This is a genomic window from Haemophilus sputorum CCUG 13788, assembly GCF_000238795.1.
Classification (GTDB): domain Bacteria; phylum Pseudomonadota; class Gammaproteobacteria; order Enterobacterales; family Pasteurellaceae; genus Haemophilus_A; species Haemophilus_A sputorum.
The window spans coordinates 1-2,183 of record NZ_AFNK01000058.1 but is presented as its reverse complement, the minus strand read 5'-3'; the positions used below and the strand labels follow the sequence as shown (position 1 = coordinate 2,183).

Below are 2,183 nucleotides of genomic sequence, written 5' to 3'. Positions count from 1 at the left end.
AGGGCGCTGACTTCCGGTGCCAGCAGGTATTTCGGTAGTTCATCTTGAACGAGCGCCATCTGGCGCAGGGCCAGCGCGGCGGGATAGTCAATGGCCACCGGCATTTGCGCCGGCTGCTGCGGGTGAGAATATGATAAGAGGCCGCTCATTGGTTTGACATTCCATCAGGTATCACTAATTGATTCCACTCCCTGTTGCGGGTAGCTTCAGCAGCGCGCAGGGCTCTTTCGCGCCTCCAGACTTTACGAAACACGGAAACTGCAGACCATTCATCATGACCTGTAAGACGTGTTTCGGGCATCCCGGTTGCCTTGCGCAGACGGACGGCAAGAATGACAGCGTTGATGCCCAAGCGCGTGAACTGATACTGCCGTTCCCTGAAATAGTCCTTATGCCAAGGAGGGTCGGAGTATTCGGCGGCATATGCAATTGCCCTGTGGGCCTCATCCTGGAGCACCGGCAGTTCACGGATGCGATACATAAGACGTGGCTCTAAAGTCCGCCAGTCACCGGAGACATCGATCAGATTCAGTTCAGGGTAATTCGTGACAGCTTTTCTCTCAGGCTGGGGGGCATCATCATCCTGGCCGTCATCCGTCACAACCCGGAAACAACCCTCAGCATACCGTTCAAGCATGAATACCAACTCGGTGGCAATGTAATGCAGTTCCTTTTTCATTTTATCTTCTGACGCCTGTCTCTCACGCTTAAGCGTGAAATAATGTGTCAGCCAGATGCCAGTGAGTGTTATACCCCCAGTAAGCAGGCCAGTGATAAGCCCGGTTGCCACGTTTCCCCAGATCCCCGCCCCTTGATTAATCAGCTGTACGGAAACCGGATGGGATGTCGCAGCAACTATACTCTCAGTTGCGGCCTGTATATCAGTCATTGATCATTTACCCCTTTATATTCCTGAGAAATCCCGCCCTCTGTCCGTAGTCAGCGGCCGGCAGCCAGCTCTTCAGCCAGTTTCACAAACCTTTTGTGCTCAGTCTGCAGGTAATGGCTGTAAATCCGGGCATCACGTTCTGTCAGTCCGGATGGATTGCCGGTGAAGTAACGTTGCAGCACCGCAATACAGTGATTGTAGGTATCGAGATCATATTCCCAGTTTCCCAGCTCACCGGCCGCATCCAGTTCCTGGCGAAACTGCTCGTATTTACGGAGCAGAATGCCAAGACCTAATTCTGTTGCAGCATAAAGATTATTTTCTCCTGGCGCGGAAATCGCATTACGGATTTTTTCAAAAGCATAACTGAAATCATTTCTCTCATTGAATGCAGTAAACATGTCCTTTCCTCAGTTGAATAGTTAGCCGTGCAATTTTACCACACCTCAATCATCGTCAGATGAGTGCCACTCTGTCGCGACAGTGACTTTCACGAGAGTGATTTTCACATACTAAAATAATAAGCAGCCATATAACAACGTAATTAAATTACCTGACGGCCGCTCTGGCCGGATCCGACTTTTATGTTATTCCACAGTTTCCGGAAGTGTACCACGCACACGGAATAACCACAGCGCCCTTTCAGGGTGGTGAGCGGCCGGTCACGGGGCAGGGGAGGGGCACAACATATATGGTCACTGACAGCTGGAAACACCGCTACATCTTGTGTTTCCGGGCCGCTGCGCGCCGGCGGGGCTGAATCAGATCCGGAACTGCCTTTTTTCGGATCTGAGCGGGAAAAGTGAGAAACCAACATAGGTGTAACATATCCATATGCCGGGCATCTGCATAGGCAAAGCATACGCATATACCTACCATCTGCATATGTAACACCTATACAAGCCGGGCTTGCAGGCATATACTTCACCTATGCGGGAATACTCCCTGGCACACTCAGCATATGAGGAAAAACCATGCGCACAGTTTCAATATTTAAAAACGGCAATAACCGCGCCATCCGTCTGCCCCGGGACCTGGATTTTGATGGCGTCAGCGAGCTGGAGATCGTCCGGGAAGGGGACAGCATCATTCTGCGTCCCGTCCGGCCGACCTGGGGCTCGTTCGCGCAGCTGGACAGGGCCGATCCGGACTTTATGGCGGAGCGTGAGGATGTGGTCAGCGATGAAGGACGCTTTGAGCCATGAAGAAAACCTGGATGCTCGACACCAACATCTGCTCGTTCATCATGCGCGAGCAGCCGGCAGCGGTGCTGAAGCGCCTGGAGCAGGCGGTG

The 2,183-nt window shown here is 52.5% G+C and carries 3 protein-coding genes; 1 reads left to right on the top strand and 2 read right to left on the bottom strand.

The window, feature by feature from the left end:
* Positions 1 to 145 precede the first annotated feature (145 nt).
* Both HSP_RS0108090 and HSP_RS0108085 read right to left on the bottom strand, forming a co-directional pair.
* Entirely contained in the window at positions 146 to 889 is a 744-nt protein-coding gene (locus HSP_RS0108090) for a hypothetical protein (protein ID WP_000129823.1), read from the bottom strand.
* 50 nt (positions 890 to 939) lie between these two features.
* Positions 940 to 1,290 carry a hypothetical protein gene (locus HSP_RS0108085; protein ID WP_000493378.1) on the bottom strand — a complete coding sequence of 117 codons (351 nt, stop codon included), beginning with the start codon at positions 1,288 to 1,290 and terminating at the stop codon, positions 940 to 942.
* Positions 1,291 to 1,863: 573 nt separating this feature from the next.
* Between HSP_RS0108085 and vapB the strand changes: the two genes are divergently transcribed.
* Positions 1,864 to 2,094: a type II toxin-antitoxin system VapB family antitoxin gene (vapB, locus tag HSP_RS0108075; protein WP_001261276.1), complete on the top strand. Its 231-nt coding sequence runs from the start codon at positions 1,864 to 1,866 to the stop codon at positions 2,092 to 2,094.
* The last annotated feature ends 89 nt before the right edge of the window (positions 2,095 to 2,183 follow it).

What these genes read in the sequence shown, in the direction of transcription:
- HSP_RS0108090 (WP_000129823.1), bottom strand. Translation starts at nt 889, where the DNA reads ATGACTGATATACAGGCCGCAACTGAGAGTATAGTTGCTGCGACATCC.
- HSP_RS0108085 (WP_000493378.1), bottom strand. Translation starts at nt 1,290, where the DNA reads ATGTTTACTGCATTCAATGAGAGAAATGATTTCAGTTATGCTTTTGAA.
- vapB (WP_001261276.1), top strand. Translation starts at nt 1,864, where the DNA reads ATGCGCACAGTTTCAATATTTAAAAACGGCAATAACCGCGCCATCCGT.